This window comes from Bradyrhizobium sp. Ec3.3 (assembly GCF_000472925.1).
Lineage (GTDB): Bacteria > Pseudomonadota > Alphaproteobacteria > Rhizobiales > Xanthobacteraceae > Bradyrhizobium.
Window position 1 is genome coordinate 18578 of record NZ_AXAS01000002.1, and the last position, 21284, is coordinate 39861.

Annotated in this window: 33 protein-coding genes; all 33 read right to left on the minus strand. The window is 63.1% G+C overall.

What is annotated here, in order from left to right; genetic code table 11:
* Nucleotides 1-49 precede the first annotated feature (49 nt).
* Nucleotides 50-346, minus strand: a complete 297-nt coding sequence (locus YUU_RS0102550; RefSeq protein ID WP_027520939.1) for a DUF1330 domain-containing protein — start codon at nucleotides 344-346, stop codon at nucleotides 50-52.
* 268 nt (nucleotides 347-614) lie between these two features.
* On the minus strand, nucleotides 615-1031 hold the full coding sequence (gene rplQ / locus YUU_RS0102555; RefSeq protein ID WP_027520940.1) for a 50S ribosomal protein L17: 417 nt from the start codon (nucleotides 1029-1031) through the stop codon (nucleotides 615-617).
* Between the two features lie 124 nt (nucleotides 1032-1155).
* Nucleotides 1156-2187: a DNA-directed RNA polymerase subunit alpha gene (locus YUU_RS0102560; RefSeq protein ID WP_035661033.1), complete on the minus strand. Its 1032-nt coding sequence runs from the start codon at nucleotides 2185-2187 to the stop codon at nucleotides 1156-1158.
* 115 nt (nucleotides 2188-2302) lie between these two features.
* Complete coding sequence (gene rpsK / locus YUU_RS0102565) at nucleotides 2303-2692, minus strand: 30S ribosomal protein S11 (protein WP_007603045.1); 390 nt, start codon at nucleotides 2690-2692, stop codon at nucleotides 2303-2305.
* Between the two features lie 123 nt (nucleotides 2693-2815).
* Nucleotides 2816-3184: a 30S ribosomal protein S13 gene (gene rpsM / locus YUU_RS0102570; RefSeq protein WP_027520942.1), complete on the minus strand. Its 369-nt coding sequence runs from the start codon at nucleotides 3182-3184 to the stop codon at nucleotides 2816-2818.
* 187 nt (nucleotides 3185-3371) lie between these two features.
* On the minus strand, nucleotides 3372-4247 hold the full coding sequence (locus YUU_RS0102575; protein WP_027520943.1) for an adenylate kinase: 876 nt from the start codon (nucleotides 4245-4247) through the stop codon (nucleotides 3372-3374).
* A complete protein-coding gene (locus tag YUU_RS0102580) occupies nucleotides 4244-5467 on the minus strand; it encodes a preprotein translocase subunit SecY (protein WP_027520944.1) in 1224 nt (407 codons plus the stop codon). The genes YUU_RS0102575 and YUU_RS0102580 overlap by 4 nt, the downstream gene beginning before the upstream one ends.
* A complete protein-coding gene (gene secY, locus YUU_RS0102585) occupies nucleotides 5464-6795 on the minus strand; it encodes a preprotein translocase subunit SecY (RefSeq protein WP_027520945.1) in 1332 nt (443 codons plus the stop codon). Before secY ends, YUU_RS0102580 begins: the two co-directional genes overlap by 4 nt.
* A 148-nt stretch (nucleotides 6796-6943) precedes the next feature.
* The gene (gene rplO / locus YUU_RS0102590) at nucleotides 6944-7429 is read right to left on the minus strand and encodes a 50S ribosomal protein L15 (RefSeq protein WP_027520946.1); all 486 of its coding nucleotides are present in this window, start codon (nucleotides 7427-7429) and stop codon (nucleotides 6944-6946) included.
* Between the two features lie 75 nt (nucleotides 7430-7504).
* On the minus strand, nucleotides 7505-7699 hold the full coding sequence (gene rpmD / locus YUU_RS0102595) for a 50S ribosomal protein L30 (protein WP_027520947.1): 195 nt from the start codon (nucleotides 7697-7699) through the stop codon (nucleotides 7505-7507).
* 25 nt (nucleotides 7700-7724) lie between these two features.
* Nucleotides 7725-8300, minus strand: a complete 576-nt coding sequence (gene rpsE, locus YUU_RS0102600; RefSeq protein WP_027520948.1) for a 30S ribosomal protein S5 — start codon at nucleotides 8298-8300, stop codon at nucleotides 7725-7727.
* Nucleotides 8301-8347: 47 nt separating this feature from the next.
* Entirely contained in the window at nucleotides 8348-8710 is a 363-nt protein-coding gene (rplR, locus tag YUU_RS0102605) for a 50S ribosomal protein L18 (protein ID WP_027520949.1), read from the minus strand.
* 11 nt (nucleotides 8711-8721) lie between these two features.
* Entirely contained in the window at nucleotides 8722-9255 is a 534-nt protein-coding gene (gene rplF / locus YUU_RS0102610; protein WP_027520950.1) for a 50S ribosomal protein L6, read from the minus strand.
* 16 nt (nucleotides 9256-9271) lie between these two features.
* The gene (rpsH, locus tag YUU_RS0102615) at nucleotides 9272-9670 is read right to left on the minus strand and encodes a 30S ribosomal protein S8 (protein ID WP_027520951.1); all 399 of its coding nucleotides are present in this window, start codon (nucleotides 9668-9670) and stop codon (nucleotides 9272-9274) included.
* A gap of 14 nt (nucleotides 9671-9684) precedes the next feature.
* The gene (rpsN, locus tag YUU_RS0102620) at nucleotides 9685-9990 is read right to left on the minus strand and encodes a 30S ribosomal protein S14 (protein WP_027520952.1); all 306 of its coding nucleotides are present in this window, start codon (nucleotides 9988-9990) and stop codon (nucleotides 9685-9687) included.
* A 46-nt stretch (nucleotides 9991-10036) separates the two neighbouring features.
* Nucleotides 10037-10594, minus strand: coding sequence for a 50S ribosomal protein L5 (gene rplE / locus YUU_RS0102625; protein ID WP_035661041.1), 558 nt, complete (start codon nucleotides 10592-10594; stop codon nucleotides 10037-10039).
* Nucleotides 10587-10901 (minus strand): 50S ribosomal protein L24, encoded by a 315-nt coding sequence (gene rplX, locus YUU_RS0102630; protein WP_027520954.1) that lies wholly within the window; start codon nucleotides 10899-10901, stop codon nucleotides 10587-10589. Before rplX ends, rplE begins: the two co-directional genes overlap by 8 nt.
* Entirely contained in the window at nucleotides 10901-11269 is a 369-nt protein-coding gene (gene rplN, locus YUU_RS0102635) for a 50S ribosomal protein L14 (RefSeq protein WP_027520955.1), read from the minus strand. The genes rplX and rplN overlap by 1 nt, the downstream gene beginning before the upstream one ends.
* A gap of 86 nt (nucleotides 11270-11355) precedes the next feature.
* On the minus strand, nucleotides 11356-11604 hold the full coding sequence (gene rpsQ / locus YUU_RS0102640; RefSeq protein ID WP_027520956.1) for a 30S ribosomal protein S17: 249 nt from the start codon (nucleotides 11602-11604) through the stop codon (nucleotides 11356-11358).
* A 13-nt stretch (nucleotides 11605-11617) separates the two neighbouring features.
* Nucleotides 11618-11824, minus strand: coding sequence for a 50S ribosomal protein L29 (gene rpmC, locus YUU_RS0102645; RefSeq protein ID WP_027520957.1), 207 nt, complete (start codon nucleotides 11822-11824; stop codon nucleotides 11618-11620).
* A gap of 5 nt (nucleotides 11825-11829) precedes the next feature.
* A complete protein-coding gene (gene rplP / locus YUU_RS0102650; protein WP_027520958.1) occupies nucleotides 11830-12243 on the minus strand; it encodes a 50S ribosomal protein L16 in 414 nt (137 codons plus the stop codon).
* A gap of 30 nt (nucleotides 12244-12273) precedes the next feature.
* A complete protein-coding gene (gene rpsC, locus YUU_RS0102655; protein WP_027520959.1) occupies nucleotides 12274-12990 on the minus strand; it encodes a 30S ribosomal protein S3 in 717 nt (238 codons plus the stop codon).
* 18 nt (nucleotides 12991-13008) lie between these two features.
* On the minus strand, nucleotides 13009-13395 hold the full coding sequence (gene rplV, locus YUU_RS0102660) for a 50S ribosomal protein L22 (protein ID WP_008549264.1): 387 nt from the start codon (nucleotides 13393-13395) through the stop codon (nucleotides 13009-13011).
* A 10-nt stretch (nucleotides 13396-13405) separates the two neighbouring features.
* Nucleotides 13406-13684: a 30S ribosomal protein S19 gene (gene rpsS / locus YUU_RS0102665; RefSeq protein WP_008963465.1), complete on the minus strand. Its 279-nt coding sequence runs from the start codon at nucleotides 13682-13684 to the stop codon at nucleotides 13406-13408.
* Between the two features lie 12 nt (nucleotides 13685-13696).
* Complete coding sequence (gene rplB, locus YUU_RS0102670) at nucleotides 13697-14530, minus strand: 50S ribosomal protein L2 (RefSeq protein WP_027520961.1); 834 nt, start codon at nucleotides 14528-14530, stop codon at nucleotides 13697-13699.
* Nucleotides 14531-14542: 12 nt separating this feature from the next.
* Nucleotides 14543-14845: a 50S ribosomal protein L23 gene (locus YUU_RS0102675; protein ID WP_027520962.1), complete on the minus strand. Its 303-nt coding sequence runs from the start codon at nucleotides 14843-14845 to the stop codon at nucleotides 14543-14545.
* Nucleotides 14842-15462 (minus strand): 50S ribosomal protein L4, encoded by a 621-nt coding sequence (rplD, locus tag YUU_RS0102680; RefSeq protein ID WP_027520963.1) that lies wholly within the window; start codon nucleotides 15460-15462, stop codon nucleotides 14842-14844. Before rplD ends, YUU_RS0102675 begins: the two co-directional genes overlap by 4 nt.
* 1 nt (nucleotide 15463) lies before the next feature.
* The gene (rplC, locus tag YUU_RS0102685) at nucleotides 15464-16180 is read right to left on the minus strand and encodes a 50S ribosomal protein L3 (RefSeq protein ID WP_027520964.1); all 717 of its coding nucleotides are present in this window, start codon (nucleotides 16178-16180) and stop codon (nucleotides 15464-15466) included.
* Nucleotides 16181-16232: 52 nt separating this feature from the next.
* Nucleotides 16233-16541 carry a 30S ribosomal protein S10 gene (gene rpsJ, locus YUU_RS0102690; protein ID WP_002712302.1) on the minus strand — a complete coding sequence of 103 codons (309 nt, stop codon included), beginning with the start codon at nucleotides 16539-16541 and terminating at the stop codon, nucleotides 16233-16235.
* Nucleotides 16542-16625: 84 nt separating this feature from the next.
* Nucleotides 16626-17816 (minus strand): elongation factor Tu, encoded by a 1191-nt coding sequence (gene tuf / locus YUU_RS0102695; protein ID WP_027520965.1) that lies wholly within the window; start codon nucleotides 17814-17816, stop codon nucleotides 16626-16628.
* Nucleotides 17817-17856: 40 nt separating this feature from the next.
* Nucleotides 17857-19929 (minus strand): elongation factor G, encoded by a 2073-nt coding sequence (gene fusA, locus YUU_RS0102700; protein ID WP_027520966.1) that lies wholly within the window; start codon nucleotides 19927-19929, stop codon nucleotides 17857-17859.
* Between the two features lie 34 nt (nucleotides 19930-19963).
* A complete protein-coding gene (gene rpsG, locus YUU_RS0102705; protein ID WP_027520967.1) occupies nucleotides 19964-20434 on the minus strand; it encodes a 30S ribosomal protein S7 in 471 nt (156 codons plus the stop codon).
* 15 nt (nucleotides 20435-20449) lie between these two features.
* Nucleotides 20450-20821, minus strand: coding sequence for a 30S ribosomal protein S12 (gene rpsL, locus YUU_RS0102710; protein WP_007603006.1), 372 nt, complete (start codon nucleotides 20819-20821; stop codon nucleotides 20450-20452).
* Between the last annotated feature and the right edge of the window lie 463 nt (nucleotides 20822-21284).

A 21284-nucleotide genomic window follows, 5' to 3' on the forward strand; every position in this document is an offset into this window, starting at 1 on the left:
GTTGGGCTACCGGGCGAGCATAGCAACCCTTCGTTGCGCCAGAAAGGCCTCACACAGGCAGCACGCCCTCGACAAATATCAGCCGCCGCTCCAGCGCGGTCCTCCGCAACTTCAGCGCTTCGGCATATTCGGCCGAGGCGTACCATTCGCGCGCACGCGCCATCGACGGAAATTCGACGATGATGATGGTCTCGGCCGGTGGACCGCCCTCCACCACGTCCGCGGCGCCGCCACGCGCGAGGTAGCGGCCTCCATACTGCGCGATCGTTTGTGCGGCGAGTGTGCGATAGGCTTCCATCGAGGCGGCATCGCGGACCTCGACCTCGGAGATGACATAGGCGGCCATGCACGCCCCCTCAGGCTGTGATGTTGAGAATGGAGATATCGGGCGCGATCGACGCCACCGCAATTGGTCGCTCACTCACGCGTGAGGGAGACATGCGCCGCCTAGCTTTGTAGGATGGGCAAAGCGAAGCGTGCCCACCATTTTGCGTGCCGCAAGAGAAGAGCTGGGCACGGCGCAAGGGCGCCTTTGCCTCCTACAAAGCTACGCCTCCAAAACAAAAGCGGCGCCCGAGGGCGCCGCTTTCTCAATCCCTAAAATGCCGGCCGGCTTACGCCGCTTCGGCTTCCTTCGCCTGGGACGGACCGGAGTCCTGGCCCTTGGCGTCGACGTCGCGATCGACGAATTCGATCACGGCCATCGCGGCGTTGTCGCCGTAACGGAAGCCGGCCTTGATGATGCGGGTGTAGCCGCCCTGGCGGTCCTTGTAGCGGGTCGCAAGCGTGTCGAAGAGCTTCTTGACCATGTCGACGTCGCGCAGCTCCGCGATCGCCTGACGACGGAGCGAGAGGCCGCCCTTCTTGCCGAGGGTGACGAGCTTCTCGACGATCGGACGGAGCTCCTTGGCCTTGGGCAGCGTGGTGACGATCTGCTCGTGCTTGATGAGCGAAGCCGCCATGTTGGCGAACATCGCCTTGCGATGCTCGGCCGTGCGGTTGAGCTTCCGATGAACCTTGCCATGACGCATGTGTTTGTTCCTTACGTTTTGAACTGCCGCGACGGTTCGTCGGACATGTTGCTCAGGTGGGCTTCCTGCGTTCGCCCAATAAAAAATCGTGGCCGGAAGGCTCCGGCCACGACGGTGAAATGGATCAGTAGTGATCCTCGAAGCGCTTAGCGAGCTCGTCGATGTTCTCCGGCGGCCAGCCCGGCACTTCCATGCCGAGGTGCAGACCCATCTGGGCCAGCACTTCCTTGATCTCGTTCAGCGACTTGCGGCCGAAATTCGGGGTGCGGAGCATTTCCGCTTCGCTCTTCTGCACGAGGTCGCCGATGTAGACGATGTTGTCGTTCTTCAGGCAGTTGGCCGAACGCACCGACAGTTCGAGCTCGTCCACCTTCTTGAGGAAAGCCGGGTTGAAGGCGAGGTCCGGGATGATCTCCTGGGCGACTTCCTTGCGCGGCTCTTCGAAGTTGACGAACACGTTGAGCTGGTCCTGAAGGATGCGCGCAGCGTAGGCCACCGAGTCATCCGGCGTGATCGCGCCGTTGGTCTCGATCGTCATGGTCAGCTTGTCGTAGTCGAGGATCTGGCCCTCGCGGGTGTTCTCGACTTTGTAGGAGACCTTGCGGACCGGCGAGTAGAGGCTGTCGACCGGGATCAGGCCGATCGGCGCGTCCTCGGGACGGTTGCGCTCGGCGGGCACGTAGCCCTTGCCGGTCGAAACCGTGAACTCCATGCGGATCTCGGCGCCCTCGTCGAGGGTGCAGATCTGCAGGTCCGGGTTGAGCACGGTGACGTCGCCCACGGTCTGGATGTCGCCGGCGGTGACGACGCCCGGGCCCTGCTTCTTCACGACCATGCGCTTGGGGCCTTCGCCCTGCATCTTGATCGAGATGTCCTTGATGTTCAGCACGATGTCGGTGACGTCTTCACGGACGCCCGCGATCGAGGAGAACTCGTGCAGCACGCCGTCGATGTGCACCGACTGCACGGCAGCGCCCTGAAGCGAAGACAACAGGATGCGGCGCAGCGCGTTGCCGAGCGTCTGGCCGAAGCCACGCTCGAGCGGCTCGGCGACGATGGTCGCAAAGCGGGCCGGATCGCTACCCGGGGTTACCTGGAGCTTGTTCGGCCGAATCAGTTCTTGCCAATTTTTCTGGATCGTCACTGTTTCACCCATACAGGCCAGTCAGTCTGCCATTGCGGACACTGGCGTTGGAGAAAGGCCGCAAGTCGCGCTTGCGGCTTCGCAAAACAAAGTCATCGCGGACGACGACGGCGCCCGCGACCTCGTATCAAACGCGCCGACGCTTGCGCGGGCGGCAACCATTGTGCGGGATCGTGGTCACGTCGCGGATCGAGGTGACGGTGAAGCCCGCAGCCTGCAACGCGCGGAGCGCCGACTCGCGGCCCGAACCGGGACCGGCGACCTCGACTTCCAGCGTGCGCATGCCGTGCTCCTGCGCCTTCTTGGAAACGTCCTCCGCAGCGACCTGCGCTGCATACGGGGTCGACTTGCGCGATCCCTTGAAACCCATGGTGCCCGCCGACGACCAGGCAATCGTGTTGCCCTGCGCATCGGTGATGGTGATCGTCGTGTTGTTGAACGACGAGTTCACGTGCGCGACGCCGGAGGCGATGTTCTTGCGCTCACGACGGCGAACGCGGGTGGCTTCCTTGCCCATTGAATACCTTTCCTGGAGATCTCAAACGCCGCCGTAATGCCAGCGGCTACACCTGTGAAAGCGAATAGCGTGTGGCGAACCGAGGATCCCTCTTCGCCACACGCCATATTTGAATTGCAGAACTTACTTCTTCTTGCCGGCGATCGCCTTGGCCGGACCCTTGCGCGTGCGCGCATTGGTGTGGGTACGCTGACCGCGCACCGGCAGACCACGACGATGACGCAGGCCGCGATAGCAGCCGAGGTCCATCAGACGCTTGATGTTGATGCCGACCTCGCGACGCAGATCGCCCTCGACGAGAAAGTCGCGGTCGATCACTTCGCGGATCTGGAGCACTTCCTGGTCGGTCAGCTGATTGACGCGACGATCCTCGGGGATCTTCACCTTCTCCATGATGTCACCGGCGATCTTGGGGCCGATGCCATGGATGTACTGCAGCGCGATCAGCACGCGCTTGTTGGTGGGAATGTTTACGCCGGCAATACGGGCCACGGCTTTCTCTCCTGTTGCCGATCCCTCGTCAGGAATCGGGCTTTAAGTGCTTGCGTTCTCGGGCAGGTGTTCACAAACGCGAACACGACGCCCACCCCCGGTCTTCCTGGGGCCCGGCATCGTCTGAAACTATCCGACTTGGATGCGGGGCTTATTAAGGGATTCCCGGGGGTTTCGTCAACCGCTGCTAGCGCTTAGCTCGCTTTTTCGTGACCTTTTTTGGGGCCTTCTTCGGACCTTTTTTGGCGCTCTTTTTAGCGGTCTTTTTAACGGTCTTCTTGGCGGTCTTTTTTGCGGCTTTCTTGGTGCCTTTGGGGGCCTTCTTGGCGGACTTGCTGGCCTTTTTGGCCGCTTTCGCGGGTTTCTTGGCCTTTTTGGATGCCTTTTCGCCAGCTCGCCTGGCTGGAGCTGCCTTGGCCGCGGGCTTAGCCGAGGTCTTGGCCTGGGCTGCCTTGGCGTGGGTTTTGGGCTCGATCGCCCCCAGCGCGAGGAGAAGGCGATGGATGGCGCGGGTGACCTCCTCGATGGTCATCATGCCATCGACGGTCGAGAGCTTGCGCCGCTCGGAATAGTAGTGAATCAGCGGTTCCGTCTGGCTGCGGTAGCTGGCGAGCCGCTTGGTCAGGACCTCCGGGGTGTCGTCGACCCGGACCTCTTCGCCGCGTTCGCGCATCTGGGCGACGCGGGTCTCCACGCGATCGAGCAGCGCGCTCTCATTGACCCTGAGCTCGATCACGCCATCGAGCTTGAGGTGCCTGTGCTTCAACAGCTCGTCCAGCGCCTCGGCCTGCGGGACCGTGCGCGGGAAGCCATCGAGGATGAAACCCTTCTTGGCATCGGGCTGCTCGATCCGGTCGGCGATGATTCCCACCACGACATCGTCGGGCACGAGGCCGCCGCTCGCCATGATCTCCTTCGCCCTCAGGCCGACCGGTGTTCCCGCTGCAACCGCAGCGCGAAGCATCTCACCGGTTGAGAGCTGCACGATGCCATAGCGCTCGATCAGCCGTTGCGCCTGGGTCCCCTTGCCTGACCCCGGCGGTCCCAGAAGGATAATTCTCATCGGCGTTCGCCCCCCGGATCGGTGAGCGATAGCTCGCGCACCTGTGTTTGAAGATCGAGAATAGTGCAAACCACAATCAGCGCCGCACCACCATTGATAATCATACTATAAGGCAGCCCGATCCCGTAAGGCTCGAAGATCTCCGGAATCAACTGCAACGCCGTCAGGTAGACGGCTCCGGCCACCGTCGTCAATGACACCACGCGATCAAGGTAATCCGCTGTGGGCTCGCCCGCCGCAACGCCGGGAATCGCGCCGCCCTGCTTCACAAGAGAATCGGCGACGTGCTCGGGATCGACGACGTAGGCTGTGTAGATGAAGGCGAGCACGAATACCGCGACGGATCCGAGGATCAGGTGACCCGGCGCACCAAGCTGAAGCTGCTTGTAGGCGGCGGCGATCCACGGCGCATCGGCACCAAAGACGTAAGTCAGGAAAGCCAGCGGCAGAAACAAGAACCAGGGCGCCACGGTGGTCGGCACTAGATAGCCGGCGCTGTTGACCTTGATCGGCAGAACCGCCGATCGAGCGGGCATCACGCGTTCCCCGATCTTGCGTTCGGCAAAGTCGACGCGGACATTGCGTCGCGCGCTTTCGACGAAGACGATCAGGGCGACGAGCACGATCCAGAAGACGGCATGGGTCAGCGCAAGATTGACGGATATTTGGCCGCTCTGGACGAGGTCGAGGATACCTGCAACGTCCCCCGGAACGTGGACGAGAATGCTGACGCTCAGCACCAGTGCAAGACCATTGCCGATTCCATGGCGGGTGATCTGCTCGCTCAGCCAGACAAGCAAGAACACGCCGCCGACCATTGACGCGGTCGCCGACACTACGAACCAGTCGCCGGGATCGGGCACGATGTTGGGGATCGTCGTCAGCGTCGAAGCGATGCCCCAGGCCTGGAAAGACGCGATCACCAGCGTCAGGGTCAGGGTGTAACGGGCGATCCTGCGCCGGCCACGCTCGCCCGACCTCTCGAGCGAGCTCAGCCGTCCCCATACCATCGCGACCAGTTGGACGATGATCGCTGCGCTCAGATAGGGAACGAGATGGAGGGCAACGATGGACAGGCGGGCTATCGCGTCAACCGCCAATGGACCGCCCGTCAGCCAATCGCCCGGGCGAAGCCCCGGGAGCAGAATGTGAGCGCCGAGCCTGAAAAGGAGCAGTGCGCCAATCGTGAAAGCGATCCGGCGCGCGAGCTCCTTGGTCATCTACGGCGGCCCCTCAGCTTCGACTTCCTGATCAGCCCTTCATACTGATGGGCGAGCAGATAACCCTGAACCTGCGCTACCGTGTCCATGGTGACACTGACCACGATCAACAGCGACGTGCCGCCAAAGTAGAAGGGCACCGAGGCGTAGGAAATCAGAATTTCCGGGATCAAACAGACAATCGCGAGGTAAATCGCGCCGATCACCGTGATGCGCGACAGCACGTAGTCGATGTATTCGGCGGTGCGCTCGCCGGGACGGATGCCCGGGATGAAGCCGCCGTGCTTCTTCAGGTTGTCCGCGGTCTCGGTCGGGTTGAACACGATCGCGGTGTAGAAGAACGCGAAGAACACGATCAGCGCGAGATACATGATCAGGAACAGCGGCCGGCCGTGACCGAGCTGCGTCGTCAGCCACTGGAACCATTCCGGTCCCTTGCCCGCGTTGAAGTTCGCAACCGTCGTCGGCAGCAGGAGCAGCGAGGACGCGAAGATCGGCGGGATGACGCCCGAGGTGTTGAGCTTGAGCGGCAGATGCGAGGACTGGCCCTCGAACATCTTGTTGCCGACCTGGCGCTTCGGATACTGGATCAGAAGCCGGCGCTGCGCGCGTTCCATGAACACGATGAAGGCGATCACGGCGACCGCCATGATGATGACGATCAGGATCAGCCCGGTGGACATCGCGCCCTGGCGGCCGAGCTCTAGCATGTTGGCGAGCGCGGAGGGCAGCTCGGCGACGATGCCGGAGAGAATGATCAGCGAGATACCGTTGCCGATGCCGCGCGAGGTCACCTGCTCGCCCAGCCACATCAGGAACATGGTGCCGCCGGTGAGCGTGATGGCGGTGGAGAGACGGAAGAACAGGCCGGGATCGCTGACGACGTTGCCGGCGCCTTCCAGGCCTACCGCAATGCCGTAGGACTGGAACGCGGCCAAGATCACGGTGAGGTAGCGGGTGTACTGGTTCAGCGTCTTGCGGCCCGCCTCGCCTTCCTTCTTCAGCGCCTCGAGCTGCGGCGAGACGGTGGTGAGGAGCTGGATGATGATCGATGCCGAGATGTACGGCATGATGTTCAGCGCGAAGATCGCCATGCGGTGGATGCCGCCGCCGGCGAACATGTTGAACATGCCGAGGATGCCGCCCGCCTGCGAGCGGAACACCTGCTCCCAGATGTTGGGATCGATGCCGGGCAGCGGGATGTAGGTGCCGAGCCGATAAACGAGCAGCGCACCCAGGGTGAACCAGATGCGCTTTTTCAGTTCGTCGGCCTTGGCAAGCGCGCCGAAATTGAGATTGGCTGCCAGTTGTTCCGCTGCTGAGACCATGTTGGGCTTTCTCCCGCCGCCTACTGCGCCGTCATGCCCGCGGCCGGGCTACTGGGCGGACGCCGGACATTATCTGGTGCACGGCTTCGATAAGTCCATCGTCCAGCACGCGTAAAGGCCCGCGAGCCGCGGGCCAATGACGCAGATGTTACGCCGCCTCGCCTTCTTGGGGGGCAGGCGCGAGGATCTTCACCGAGCCGCCGGCCTTCTCGACCGCCGCAATGGCGGACTTCGAGGCGCCGTGCACTTCGATGTTGAGCTTGGCCTTGAGCTCGCCGCGGCCGAGCAGCCGGACGCCGGCCTTGGAACGACGCAGCACGCCGGCCTTCACCAGCGCTTCGGCGTTCACGACGCTGCCCGTGTCGAGCTTCTTGGCATCGACGGCGTCCTGGAGCCGGTCGAGATTAATCTCGGCGAACTCGACGCGGAAGATGTTGTTGAAGCCGCGCTTGGGCAGACGGCGATGCATCGGCATCTGGCCGCCTTCAAAACCCTTGATGCGCACGCCCGAACGCGCGGTCTGGCCCTTGCCGCCGCGGCCGGACTGCTTGCCCTTGCCCGAACCGATGCCGCGACCGACGCGCATGCGCTTCTTGCGCGAGCCGGGGTTGTCGGCGATATCGCTGAGCTTCATCGCCCTTCTCCTTGTTTCTTGCGCATGATCTAGCCCGAAAACCGGTATCCAGCTTCCGGGATCATGCGCCCTTGCTTACTTCCCGTCGACGATGCGGACGAGATGGTGAACCTTCTCGATCATGCCGCGAACCGCCGGGGTGTCCGGGAGTTCGGCGACGCGGCCGATCTTGTTGAGCTTGAGCCCGATCAGCGTCGAGCGCTGCGAGTGATGGCGGCGGATCGCGCTGCCGATCTGCTCGATCTTGATCGTCTTGGCGGCCTTGGCCATTTTTTAAAACTCCGAAAAGCTTCCGTTAGTCGGCAGCCGCCTCGGCATCGCCGCCGATACGACGGGACTGCAGGGTGGACACCTTGATGTTGCGGCGGGCCGCGACCGAGCGCGGCGAATCCTGGTGCTTCAGCGCGTCGAAGGTCGCGCGCACCATGTTGTAGGGGTTGGACGAGCCGATCGACTTGGCCACCACGTCCTGGACGCCGAGCGTCTCGAACACGGCGCGCATCGGACCGCCGGCGATGATGCCGGTACCGGCCGGGGCGGCACGCAGGTAGACACGGCCTGCACCGTGACGGCCGGCGATGTCGTGATGGAGCGTGCGGCCCTCGCGCAGCGACACGCGGGTCAGGTTGCGCTTGGCGGATTCGGTCGCCTTCCGGATCGCCTCAGGCACTTCGCGCGCCTTGCCGTGACCGAAGCCGGCACGGCCCTTCTGGTCGCCAATCACGACCAGCGCTGCGAAGCCGAAGCGCTTGCCGCCCTTGACCACCTTGGCGACGCGGTTGATGTGGACGAGCTTGTCGACGAACTCGCTGTCGCGCTCCTCGCGCTCCTTGCGTTCACGTCCGCCGCGGTGTTCGCGTTCACCTGCCATGGTTTTTCCAATCCTTCAGAGGCTTACGCCTCAATCCTCAAATTCTGTTAGAAGTTCAGCCCGCTCTCACGCGCAGCGTCGGCAAGAGCCTTGACGCGCCCGTGATAGAGATAGCTGCCGCGATCGAACACGACTTCCTTGACGCCCTTCTCTGCGGCGCGCTCGGCCAGCAGCTTGCCGACCGCCTTCGCCGCATCGATGTCGGCGCCGGTCTTGCCGCCGTCGCGCATCGACTTCTCGAGCGAGGAGGCAGACGCCAGCGTCTCGCCCTTCAGGTCGTCGATGACCTGGGCGTAGATGTGCTTGGACGAGCGGAACACCGACAGGCGCGGACGGCCGCCACCGGAGCGGCGCAGCTTGAGCCGCACACTCCGCTTGCGCCGGGCATTCGTAACCTTGGCTTTCGACATGACCGGCTCCGTTACTTCTTCTTGCCTTCCTTGCGGAAGATGAATTCGCCAACATACTTCACGCCCTTGCCCTTGTAGGGCTCCGGCGGGCGATAGGCGCGAATTTCGGCTGCGACCTGGCCGACGCGCTGGATGTCGCTGCCCGTCACCGTAATTTCGGTCGGCTTCGGCACGGCGATCGTGATCCCTTCCGGGATCGGATAGATCACGTCGTGGCTGTAGCCGAGCGCGAGCTGCAGGTTCTTGCCCTGCATCGCGGCGCGGTAACCGACGCCGGTGATCTCGAGCTTCTTCTCGAAGCCCTTGGTGACGCCTTCCACCAGATTCGCGACCTGGGCGCGAGCGGTGCCGTACAGCGCCCGCGCGCGGTTGGTCTCGGCCCGCGGCTTGACCTTGACCTGGCCGTTCTCGAGCTTCACCTCGACGTCGTCATGGACGATGAACTGAAGCTGGCCCTTCGGCCCCTTCATCTTGACGGTCTGCCCATCGACGGTCGCGGTAACGCCCGACGGCACCGTCACAGGCTTTTTGCCAACACGTGACATGGATCAAAAATCCTTCTCAGAACACCGTGAAGAGGACTTCACCGCCCACATTCGCGTCGCGCGCGCTGTGGTCGGCCATGATCCCCTTCGGCGTCGACAACACCGAAATACCGAGCCCATTGTTGACGCGCGGCAGAGCCTTCACCGAGGCGTAGACGCGACGTCCGGGCTTGGAGACCCGCTCGATCTCGCGGATGACGGGCTCGCCGTCGAAATACTTCAGCTCGATCTCGATCTCGCTGCGGCCCGAGGAGTGCTCGACCGTGGCGTAACCACGGATATAGCCCTCGCTCTTCAGCACCTCGAGCACGTTCTCGCGCATCTTCGAGCCAGGCGTGGAGACCTTGGTCTTTGAGCGCATCTGCGCGTTGCGGATGCGGGTGATCAGATCGCTGATTGGATCGTGCGTAGACATCTAAACGATCCTCCTTACCAGCTCGACTTCACGAGGCCCGGGACCATGCCCTTGGAGCCAAGTTCACGAAGCGCGATACGGGACAGCTTGTTCTTGCGATAGTTCGAGCGCGGGCGGCCCGACAGCTCGCAACGCAGACGGATGCGGGTCGCCGACGAGTTGCGCGGCATTTCCGCCAACTTCAGCGTCGCAGCGAAGCGCTCCTCCATCGGCAGCTTCTTGTCGGCGATGATCGCCTTCAACCGCTCGCGCTTGGCGGCGGCGTTCTTCACCATCCGCTTGCGCCGGTTGTTCTTCTCGATTGAACTCTTCTTTGCCATGCTTGGCTCCTGGGTATCCGCGTTTGAGAGGCTTTACGTCAGCGTCTCACTGCCGGAACGGGAAATTGAAAGCGGTCAACAAGGCCCTCGCCTCTTCGTCGGTCTTGGCCGTGGTGCAGACGGTGATATCCATACCGCGGGCTTCCGTGACCTTGTCGAAGTCGATCTCGGGGAAAATGATGTGCTCCTTGATGCCGAGCGAGTAGTTGCCACGGCCGTCGAAGCTCTTCGGGTTCAGGCCGCGGAAGTCGCGGACGCGCGGCAGCGCGACCGTCACCAGGCGATCGATGAACTCGTACATGCGGGCCTTGCGCAGCGTGACCTTGCAGCCGATCGGCTGGTTCTCACGCAGCTTGAAGGTCGCGATCGCGATGCGCGAATAGGTCACGATCGCCTTCTGGCCGGCGATCTGCGTCAGTTCGGCAGCGGCGTTCTCAGCCTTCTTGCGATCGTTCACGGAATCGCCAACGCCCATGTTCAGCACGACCTTGTCCAGCCGCGGAACCTGCATGACGTTCTCGTAACCGAACTTCTCGGTCATCGCGACGCGGATCTTCGCGTCGTATTCCGCGCGCAGGCGCGGCACGTAAGCTGTGTCAGCCATCGATCTCAGCTCCCGAGCTCTTGGCGATGCGGACCTTCTTGCCGTCCGCCTGAATCTTGAATCCGATGCGCGTCGGCTTTCCGTCCTTGCCGAGATACGCGATATTGGACAGTTGGATCGGCGCCTCTTTCGAGATGATGCCGCCCTCCTGGTTCTGGGTCTGCTTCTGGTGGCGCTTCACCATGTTGATGCCACGCACCAGAGCCGTGCCGGCGTCCGGGCGCACCTCGAACACCTCGCCGGTGCGGCCCTTGTCGCGGCCGGTCAGCACGACGACCTTGTCGCCCTTGCGGATCTTCGCAGCCATCACAGCACCTCCGGCGCGAGCGAAATGATCTTCATGTGGTTCTTGGCGCGCAGCTCGCGCGGCACGGGCCCGAAGATACGGGTACCGACCGGCTCGGCCTGGTTGTTGATCAGGACCGCGGCGTTGCGGTCGAAGCGGATGACCGAACCGTCGGGGCGGCGGATGTCCTTGCGGACACGCACCACGACGGCCTTCATCACGTCGCCCTTCTTCACCTTGCCACGCGGAATCGCTTCCTTGATCGACACGACGATGATGTCGCCGATGGTGGCGTAGCGGCGCTTGGAGCCTCCGAGCACCTTGATACACATGACACGGCGTGCGCCAGAATTGTCGGCCACGTCGAGGTTGGTCTGCATCTGAATCATTGATGCACCTCGTCCTCTTTCTCTTTTGCGCCAGCCTGGCCAGCGCTCAACATTTCCCTGAAGTCAGTCGGCTAAGTGCCGACAACTCAGGCGCTTTTCTTGTGTTCGCCCCGGATCACGACCCAGCGCTTCAACTTCGAAATCGGCTTCGATTCCTCGATCCACACCACGTCGCCCGGCTTGAACTGGTTGTTCTCGTCGTGCGCGTGATAGTTCTTCGAACGGCGGATCGTCTTCTTGTAGATCGGGTGCGTGAAGCGGCGATCGACGCGCACCACGATGGTCTTGGCTTGCTTGTCGCTGACGACCACGCCCTGCAAAGTACGTTTCGGCATCTTCGTAAGCCTCTTACTTCTTCTTCGCGCGCTGCTGCGCGGCGACGGTCTTGATCCGGGCGATGTCACGGCGGGCCTCGCGCAAGCGCGAGGTGTTCTCGAGCTGCCCGGTGGCACGCTGGAAGCGCAGATTGAAGCGCTCCTTCTTCAGGTTCAGGACGGCGTCGTCCTGCTGGTCGGGGCTCATCGCGCGGATGTCTTCGATCTTCATCTGGGCCATGGCCATTACTCCGCAATGCGCTCGACGAAGCGCGTCTTGATCGGCAGCTTGGCAGCAGCCAAGGTCAGCGCCTCGCGCGCAGTCTGGTTGTTGACGCCGTCGATCTCGAACAGCACCCGGCCCGGCTTGACGCGCACGACCCACAATTCCGGCGAGCCCTTGCCGGAGCCCATGCGGACTTCGGCCGGCTTCTTCGACACCGGAACGTCGGGGAATACGCGGATCCAGACGCGGCCGGCGCGCTTCATGTGGCGGGTCAGCGCGCGGCGGGCGGCCTCGATCTGGCGCGCGGTGACGCGCTCAGGCTCGGTCGCTTTCAGGCCGAACTGGCCGAACGCCAACGTCGCGCCCGAAGACGCAACGCCGTGGATGCGGCCCTTATGCGCCTTCCGGAACTTCGTTTTCTTAGGTTGCATCATGGCTTTAAGCCCTCAAATTCCTGTGCTGGCTCAGGCCGCAGCGTCGCGACGCTGCCGGCCGCCACCGCTGCCACCACCCTCGCCTTCGGCCATTCTCTTGTCCTGGGCCATCGGATCGTGCTCGAGGATCTCGCCCTTGAAGATCCAGACCTTGACACCGCAGGTGCCGAAGGTCGTGAACGCGGTCGCGACGCCGTAGTCAATGTCGGCGCGCAGCGTGTGCAGCGGCACGCGACCTTCGCGGTACCACTCCATGCGCGCGATTTCCGCACCGCCCAGACGACCCGAGCAGTTGATGCGGATGCCTTCCGCGCCGAGACGCATCGCCGACTGCACGGCGCGCTTCATGGCGCGGCGGAACGCAACGCGGCGCTCGAGCTGCTGCGCGATCGATTCGGCGACCAGCGTCGCATCGAGCTCCGGCTTGCGGATCTCGACGATGTTGATCACGACGTCCGACGAGGTGATGTCGGCCACCTTCTTGCGCAGCTTGTCGATGTCGGCGCCCTTCTTGCCGATCACCACGCCCGGACGGGCCGAGTGGATGGTGACGCGGCACTTCTTGTGCGGACGCTCGATCACGATGCGGGCGACGGCCGCCTGCTTGAGCTCCTTGTGCAGGATCTCGCGGATCTTGACGTCCTCATGCAGCAGCTTGCCGTATTCCTGCTTGCCGGCGAACCAGCGGGAATCCCAGGTCCGGTTGATGCCGAGACGCAGACCGATCGGATTGATCTTTTGACCCATCGTGTTCTCCTGCGCCTCTTAAGCGGCTGCTTCGGCTTCGACCTGACGAACGATGATCGTCAGCTGCGAAAATGGTTTGTAGACACGGCCCGAGCGACCACGGCCGCGGGCGGCAAAGCGCTTCATCACCAGCCCGTTGCCGACGAAGGCCTGCGCCACGACGAGATCGTCGACGTCGAGGTCGTGATTGTTCTCGGCGTTGGCGATAGCCGATTCCAGGCACTTCTTCACGTCCACCGCGATCCGCTTGCGCGAAAACTGCAAATCGGCGAGCGCAGCAGACGCCTTGCGGCCGCGAATGAGCTGGGCCACCAGGTTGAGCTTCTGCGGGCTCACCCGCAGCATCCGGGCGACCGCCTTGGCCTCGTTGTCGGCGAGGCTCCGTTCGCGCTTAGGTTTGCTCATGACTTAATCCTCAAGCCTTCTTGGCTTTCTTGTCGCCGGAGTGGCCATGGAAGGTCCGGGTCGGCGAGAACTCACCGAACTTGTGACCGACCATTTCCTCGTTGACCGCCACCGGCACGTGCTTCTGACCGTTGTAGACGCCGAAGGTCAGGCCGACGAACTGCGGCAGGATGGTCGAGCGACGGCTCCAGATCTTGATGACGTCGTGACGGCCGGACGCACGCGCCGCATCTGCCTTCTTGAGCAGCGACGCTTCGACGAACGGGCCTTTCCAGACTGAACGAACCATGTCCGGCGTTCCTTACTTCTTCCGCTTGTGGCGGCTTAGGAGAATGAATTTGTTGGTCGACTTGTTGGTGCGGGTCTTCTTGCCCTTGGTCGGCTTGCCCCACGGGGTGACCGGGTGGCGACCCCCCGAGGTACGACCTTCACCACCGCCGTGCGGATGGTCGATCGGGTTCATGGCAACACCGCGGTTGTGCGGGCGACGGCCCATCCAGCGCTTGCGACCGGCCTTGCCGATCGAGGTGTTCATGTGATCCGGGTTCGACACCGCGCCGATCGTGCCGCGGCAACGGCCGTGCACCAGGCGCTGCTCGCCCGAGTTCAGGCGGATGATCACGTAGTCCTGGTCGCGACCGACGAGCTGGGCGTAGGTGCCGGCCGAACGTGCGAGCTGGCCACCCTTGCCGATCTTGGTCTCGATGTTGTGGATGATCGTGCCGACCGGCATGTTGCCGAGCGGCATGACGTTGCCCGGCTTCACGTCGACATAGTTGCCGGCGATGATGGTGTCACCCACCGCCAGGCGCTGCGGCGCCAGGATGTAGGCCTGCTCGCCGTCCTGGTACTTAATCAGCGCGATGAAGCCGGTGCGGTTCGGGTCATACTCCAGCCGCTCGACGGTGGCGGGGACGTCGATCTTCTCTCGTTTGAAGTCGACGGTGCGCAGCGTCTGCTTGTGACCGCCGCCGCGGAAGCGCACGGTGATGCGACCGGTGTTGTTGCGACCGCCCGAGGACTTCTTGCCTTCGGTGAGCGCCTTGACCGGCTTGCCCTTGTAGAGGGCCGAACGATCGACCATGACCAGCTGGCGCTGGCCCGGCGTCGTGGGGTTGAATGTCTTCAGTGCCATCGTCGTAGGACCTTACAGACCGGTGGTCACGTCGATCCGATGACCCTCTTCGAGGGTCACGATCGCGCGCTTGGTGTTCGACTGCGAGCCGAGATTGCCGCGGAAGGCCTTGACCTTGCCCTTGCGGACCAGCGTGTTGACGCTCTTGACCTTGACGTCGAACAGCTTCTCGATCGCTTCCTTGATCTGCGGCTTGGTCGCCTTCGCGGCCACCTTGAACAGAACCTTGTTGTGCTCCGAGGCGATCGTCGCCTTTTCGGTCACGACCGGCGACAGGATCACGTCGTAGTGGCGAGCCTCGATGTTCTTCGTCATTTGAAGCGCGCCTCCAGCGCATCGATGGCGGCCTTGGTCAGAACGAGCTTCTGACGGCGCAGGATGTCGTAGACGTTTATGCCCTGGATCGGCAGCACGTCCATGTTCGGGATGTTGCGGGCCGCCGCGGCAAAGCCCTGGTTCAGCTCGGCGCCGTCGATGATCAGCGCGTTCGTCAGGCCCAGCCCCGAGAAGTGGCCGAGCAGCGCCTTGGTCTTGGCGGCCTCGAGCGCGGCCTTCTCGATCACGACGAGATCACCGTCCTTGGCCTTGGCCGACAGCGCATGCTTCAGCGCGAGCGCGCGGACCTTCTTCGGCAGGTCGGAGGCGTGCGAACGCACCACCGGGCCGAAGGCACGGCCGCCGCCACGGAACTGCGGCACGCGGGCCGAGCCGTGACGAGCACCGCCGGTGCCCTTCTGCTTGTACATCTTCTTGCCGGTGCGCCAGATCTCGGCGCGGCCCTTGGCCTTGTGGGTGCCAGCCTGACGCTTGTCGAGCTGCCACTTCACGCAGCGCGCGATGATGTCCTCGCGCGGCTCGAGGCCGAAAATGGCGTCGGAGAGCTGGACGGAGCCGGCTTCCTTGCCCTCAAGGGTCGTGACTTTCAGTTCCATCTCACGCACCCTCCTGCTGGGCCGCAGCCTCGGCTTCGCCGCCGGCAACCTTGAACTTGCCGGGCTTCGGAGCTTCCTTCGGCAGCGGCTTCTTGACGGCGTCGCGCACGCGGATCCAGCCGCCCTTGGAGCCGGGAACGGCGCCTTCGACGAGGATCAGGCCGCGCTCGACATCGGTCTGGACGACGCGAAGATTGAGCGTGGTGATGCGGTCGACACCCATGTGGCCGGGCATCTTCTTGTTCTTCCAGGTCTTGCCGGGATCCTGACGGCCGCCGGTCGAACCGATCGATCGGTGCGAGATCGACACACCGTGCGTGGCGCGCAGACCGCCGAAGTTCCAGCGCTTCATACCGCCGGCAAAGCCCTTACCGACCGAGGTGCCGGTGACGTCGACGAACTGGCCGACGACGAAGTGATCGGCCAGGATCTCGGCGCCGACCGGGATCATGGCATCCGCGGAGACGCGGAATTCCTCGACCTGCCGCTTCGGCTCGACCTTGGCGACCGCGAACTGGCCGCGCTCAGCCTTGGGCATGTACACGGTCTTACGGGTGCCGGCGCCAAGCTGGAGCGCGACATAACCGTTCTTCTCTTCGGTGCGGTGGCCTACGACCTGGCAATTGCCGAGCTTCAGCACGGTCACGGGGATATGTTCACCGGTCTCCGTGAAGACCCGCGTCATCCCGACCTTTTGTGCGATCACTCCGGAGCGCATCGGCTTGCTTCCTGTTCTTTCTGTCCGCTTTCGCGAACGGGATCCAAAAATCTTAGAGCTTGATCTCGACGTCGACACCGGCGGCCAGGTCGAGCTTCATCAAAGCATCGACGGTCTGCGGGGTCGGATCGACGATGTCGAGCAGACGCTTGTGGGTGCGCATCTCGAACTGTTCGCGGCTCTTCTTGTCGACGTGCGGCGAACGGTTGACGGTGAACTTCTCGATGCGGGTCGGCAGCGGAATGGGTCCGCGAACCTGCGCGCCGGTGCGCTTCGCCGTATTCACGATCTCACGCGTCGACGTATCGAGGATACGATGGTCGAACGCCTTGAGACGGATGCGAATATTTTGGCCGTTCATTGCCGTGGTCTTTCTTCAAACAGAGTGGCGAATAGCGAATAGCGAATGCTGCCATCCGCTACTCGCCAATCTCTAGTCTCGTAATTACTCGATGATCGAGGCGACGACGCCGGCGCCGACGGTACGGCCGCCTTCGCGGATCGCGAAGCGGAGCTTCTCTTCCATCGCGATCGGCACGATCAGGTGCACTTCCATCGCGATGTTGTCGCCCGGCATCACCATCTCGGTGCCTTCCGGCAGGTGCACCACACCGGTCACGTCGGTGGTGCGGAAGTAGAACTGCGGACGGTAGTTGGTGAAGAACGGGGTGTGACGGCCGCCCTCGTCCTTGGTGAGGATGTAGGCCTCAGCCTTGAACTTGGTGTGCGGCTTGACCGAACCGGGCTTGCAGAGCACCTGGCCGCGCTCGACTTCCTCGCGCTTGGTGCCGCGGAGCAGCGCGCCGATGTTGTCGCCGGCCTGGCCCTGGTCGAGCAGCTTGCGGAACATTTCGACGCCGGTGACGGTGGTCTTGGTCGTCGCACGCAGACCGACGATCTCGATTTCGTCGCCGACCTTGACGATGCCGCGCTCGACACGGCCGGTCACCACGGTGCCGCGGCCCGAGATCGAGAACACGTCTTCGACCGGCATCAGGAACGGCTGGTCGATCGGACGCTCCGGCTGCGGGATGTACTCGTCGACGTTGCGCATCAGCTCGAGGATGGCGTCGTGGCCGAGCTTCTTGTCGGAGTCTTCGAGAGCGGCCAGCGCCGAGCCCTTGATGATCGGGATCTTGTCGCCGGGGAATTCATACTTCGAGAGCAGCTCGCGGACTTCGAGCTCGACGAGCTCGAGCAGCTCCGGATCGTCGACCATGTCGCACTTGTTGAGGAACACGACGAGTGCGGGCACGCCGACCTGGCGGGCGAGCAGGATGTGCTCGCGGGTCTGCGGCATCGGGCCGTCAGCGGCCGACACGACCAGGATCGCGCCGTCCATCTGGGCAGCGCCGGTGATCATGTTCTTCACGTAGTCGGCGTGGCCGGGGCAGTCGACGTGCGCGTAGTGGCGGTTCTTGGTCTCGTACTCGACGTGCGCGGTCGAGATGGTGATGCCGCGCGCCTTCTCTTCCGGCGCCTTGTCGATCTGGTCGTACGCCGTGAACGTCGCGCCACCGGTTTCAGCGAGGATCTTGGTGATCGCCGCGGTCAGCGACGTCTTGCCATGGTCGACGTGACCGATGGTGCCGATGTTGCAGTGGGGCTTGTTACGTTCAAACTTTGCTTTGGCCATTTGACTCTCCGTTCAATCGTCAGCTCGAGACCGACGACAATCAGGCAAACTTCTTCTGGACTTCTGCCGACACGTTAGCCGGCGCTTCTGCGTAGTGGTCGAACTGCATTGTGAAGGTCGCGCGCCCCTGGCTCATCGAGCGCAGGTTGTTCACGTAACCGAACATGTTCATGAGCGGCACCATCGCGTTGATGACGTTGGCGTTGCCGCGCATGTCCTGACCCTGGATCTGACCGCGCCGAGAATTCAGGTCGCCGATGACCGAGCCGGTGTAGTCTTCCGGCGTCACCACCTCGACCTTCATGATCGGCTCGAGCAGAACGGACTTGCCCATCTGCAGCGCTTCACGGAAGCAGGCGCGCGAAGCGATTTCGAAGGCGAGCGCCGACGAGTCGACGTCGTGGTACTTACCGTCGACGAGCTGCACCTTGACGTCGACCACGGGGAAGCCCGCGACCACGCCGGAGGAGAGCACGCTCTCGAGGCCCTTCTCGACGCCGGGGATGTACTCCTTTGGCACCGCGCCGCCGACGATCTTCGATTCGAACTCGAAGCCCTTGCCGGCTTCGTTCGGCTCGACGATGAACGACACGGCCGCGAACTGGCCGGTACCGCCGGTCTGCTTCTTGTGGGTGTAGCTGTGCTCCACCTTCTTGGTGATGCGCTCACGGAACGCCACCTGCGGCGCGCCGATGTTGGCGTCGACCTTGTAGGTGCGCTTGAGGATATCGACCTTGATGTCGAGATGGAGTTCGCCCATGCCCTTGAGAATGGTCTGGCCGGACTCGTGGTCGGTCGACACGCGGAAGGACGGATCCTCCGCGGCGAGCTTGGCGAGCGCCACGCCCAGCTTCTCCTGGTCGGCCTTCGACTTCGGCTCGATCGCGATCTCGATGACCGGCTCGGGGAATTCCATCTTCTCGAGGATCACCTGCTTGTCGGGATCGCACAGCGTGTCGCCGGTGCGCGCTTCCTTCAGGCCGGCCAGCGCAACGATGTCGCCGGCATAGGCTTCCTTGATGTCCTCGCGGTTGTTCGCATGCATCAGCAGCATGCGCCCGATCCGCTCCTTCTTCTCGCGGGTCGAGTTCACGACGCCGGTGCCCGACGAGAGAATGCCCGAATAGATGCGGCAGAAGGTGATGGTGCCGACGAACGGGTCGTCCATGATCTTGAACGCGAGCAGCGCGAGCGGCTCCTTGTCGTCCGCCTTGCGCACGACTTCGTTGCCCTTGTCGTCGGTGCCCTTGATCGCGGGCACGTCGAGGGGCGATGGCAGGTAGTCGACGACGGCGTCGAGCAGCGGCTGCACGCCCTTGTTCTTGAAGGCCGAGCCGCACAGCACGGGATAGAACGCGCCGGTAAGCACGGCCTTGCGGATCAGCCTCTTCAGCGTCGCCTCGTCCGGCTCCTTGCCGTCGAGATAGGCGGCCATGGCGTCGTCGTCGAGTTCGACGGCGGCTTCCACCATCTTCTCGCGGTATTCCTTGGCCTGGTCGACGAGGTCTTCCGGAATGTCGACATAGTCGAACTTCGCGCCGAGAGCTTCATCGTTCCAGATGACGCCCTTCATCTTCACGAGGTCGACGAGACCCTTGAAGTTGTTCTCGGCGCCGATCGGAAGCTGGATCGCGACGGGCTTGGCGCCGAGGCGATCGACGATGTCGGACAGACACTTGAAGAAGTCCGCACCGATCTTGTCCATCTTGTTGGCGAAGACGATGCGCGGAACCTTGTACTTGTCGCCCTGGCGCCAGACCGTCTCGGTCTGGGGCTCGACGCCCTGGTTCGAGTCGAGCACGCAGACGGCGCCGTCGAGCACGCGGAGCGAACGCTCGACCTCGATGGTGAAGTCGACGTGGCCGGGCGTGTCGATGATGTTCAGGCGCTTGCCGGCCCAGAACGCGGTGGTCGCAGCGGAGGTGATCGTGATGCCACGCTCCTGCTCCTGCTCCATCCAGTCCATCGTCGCGGCACCTTCGTGCACTTCGCCGATCTTGTGGCTCTTGCCGGTGTAATAGAGGATGCGCTCGGTCGTCGTGGTCTTGCCGGCGTCGATATGCGCCATGATACCGAAGTTACGGTAGTCCTCGATGGCATGTTGGCGGGGCATGGGTCGTTCCTTGCGAGTCCGTTAGGTGTCGCCGTTACCAGCGATAATGCGAGAAGGCGCGGTTGGCTTCGGCCATCCGGTGCACGTCTTCGCGCTTCTTGACGGCGTTCCCCCGGTTATTCGATGCGTCCAAGAGCTCCGCCGAGAGCCGCTCGGTCATCGTCTTTTCGTTGCGCTCGCGGGCAGCCGAGATCAGCCAGCGAATGCCCAGCGCCTGACGGCGGGTCGAGCGGACCTCGACCGGGACCTGATAGGTCGCGCCGCCGACGCGGCGGGAGCGCACCTCGATCGTCGGCATCACGTTCTCGAGCGCCTGCTCGAACACGCCGAGCGGGTTCTGCTTGGTCTTGGTTTCGATGATGCCGAACGCACCGTAGACGATGCCTTCCGCGACCGACTTCTTGCCGGCGTACATCACCGAGTTCATGAACTTGGTGACGATGATGTTCCCGAACTTCGGATCGGGAAGGACTTCGCGCTTTTCAGCAGAGTGGCGACGAGACATGGACGAGGTTCCCGCTTACTTCGGACGCTTGGCGCCGTACTTCGAACGACGCTGCTTACGGTTCTTGACGCCCTGGGTATCCAGCACGCCGCGGAGGATGTGGTAGCGCACGCCGGGCAAGTCCTTGACGCGGCCGCCGCGGATCATGACCACCGAGTGCTCCTGGAGGTTATGGCCCTCGCCGGGGATGTAGCCGATCACCTCGAAGCCATTGGTCAGGCGCACCTTGGCAACCTTACGAAGCGCCGAGTTCGGCTTCTTCGGGGTCGTCGTATAGACGCGGGTGCAAACCCCACGCTTCTGCGGCGACTGCTGCAGCGCCGGCACCTTCTTGCGCGACTTCTGCACTTCACGCGGTTGAGCGATCAGCTGGTTGATCGTCGGCATCCTGGCCTTACCCTTTGTTCTGCCGCGGTCCCTTTCGGGCCCGCAAATTCTTCTTCCGGACTACCCGCCCGATGGGGCCGCCTGGCGCGGAAGAACCCGCGCAAAGCGAAATTGCGCCAACCGCTCCATTACCGAGCGGAAAGCGCTTCGACGCCACAGAGGACCGCAGTCTTAGGACCGATCAGCGTTGAGCCGAAGGCCGCGTACCGAGGTCATGCATCCGAGTTTGATCTCAAGAGAACGAGCTCTAGAGAACTAAAATCGCACTGGCATTGCCTAGCTATGATCGACAGCGTTTGAGCGGCATTCGTCGAGGTTGGTGCCCGCTTTATGATCCCAAAAGGATCAGGCGGGTGGCCCGTTCCGACGTTGGCGATGCTCACCGCCTGTCGTTAAGTGACGCGCTTTCTATAAGTGGGAATCACCTGAGTCAAGGCGAAACCACAGCAAGCGAAGGGCTTCT